Consider the following 1,289-nt stretch of genomic DNA (forward strand, 5'->3'; position numbering starts at 1 on the left):
CGTGAAGAATTTTATGCCTTAGAGAAACGAATTAATGATAAGATTGATCAATTTCTTAACACGTTTCTCATTAGTTATTCCAAGTATAAAGATGAATTAATTGCCTCCCAGAGAGACTTAGTTGAACATCTATCGGTGCCCATTATACCACTTAGCCAATCTGTAGCTGTACTACCGTTGATCGGAATGATTGACCTCAATCGTATCCAAACGATTGAGGAGAAAGTGTTGATGGGCATCTCAGATTTAAAGATTCAAACATTAATTATAGATCTGTCTGGAATTGCTAACATGGAGATGCATGTTATTGACCATTTCCAAAAAATATTAACTGGTATTTCAATGATGGGAAGTAAAGCCATTCTTACAGGTTTACGTGCTGACCTAGTTAGGACAATGATTCACTCAGGAATTTCCTTTGAGGATAAGGCCGAAGCAAAAGGGACATTACAGCAAACTTTAAAAGAATATTTAGAGCTGAATCAAATTTAGAAAAAATATAAGAAATTTACCCTACAAACAGAAATGAAAACGAGTTTACGAAAAAATAAATCAGTATCCAGAAAAGTCTTATATTAAAATATAAGGCTTTTTATTCCTAAAAATTACATTATGTTAATAATGGATACGATATACAACTAAAAAACAGAAAAACTCTTCCTATGCGTTAAGAGAGTTTTTCTGTTTTTTTTAGGAGTTAGATAAGTAATGATTCACCCATTTTGCGTAGTTTGCTCAAAGTTTCGATAATAATTCTTTGAGTTTAATTTTTTCCACATTCACTAATTTTATAATACTTATTAACTTCTCTATGCGTTTTTTAAATCTTATTATTAATTTACTAAATTATCTTAATGAAATTAACTCACCTTACGACACATTCAAGCTCATAAAAATGAACTGAAGAAAGTCTTTTTATTTGACGCTAAATATTTAAAATAGAGTGGTAAATAAACTAATCTACAAGATAACATATCCACGAACCTTCGAAATTATTTTCTTCTAGACGTTTAATTTATAGAAAAGTTATTTTGAAAATATAAAAGGTTGCTGCTTTTTCTAGAAGGAATCTTTTATTAGGAATGTATTCACTTTATTTCTTCTTTTCAATTTTCTTTTTTGGTGTAGGAAGATCGTACTTTTTAGCTAWGGCTAATGATTTCTTAGCTATTTCYTGTGCTTCTTCTTTCGTCAWTTTCATACATAAATCTCCTCTCCGTATCTACTATTATAGATTTTGGACAACAAATTTAAAAAATATACATGGGCTTCCCTCACCTTCCATATAC

1 protein-coding gene is annotated in these 1,289 nt (G+C 29.9%); it reads left to right on the plus strand.

The features are described from left to right. On the plus strand, positions 1-492 hold a 492-nt coding region (locus AC1DRF_RS28275), incomplete at its 5' end, for an STAS domain-containing protein (RefSeq protein WP_477742341.1). Positions 493-1,289: the final 797 nt, after the last annotated feature.

The organism is Priestia sp. P5_B4, assembly GCF_056400385.1.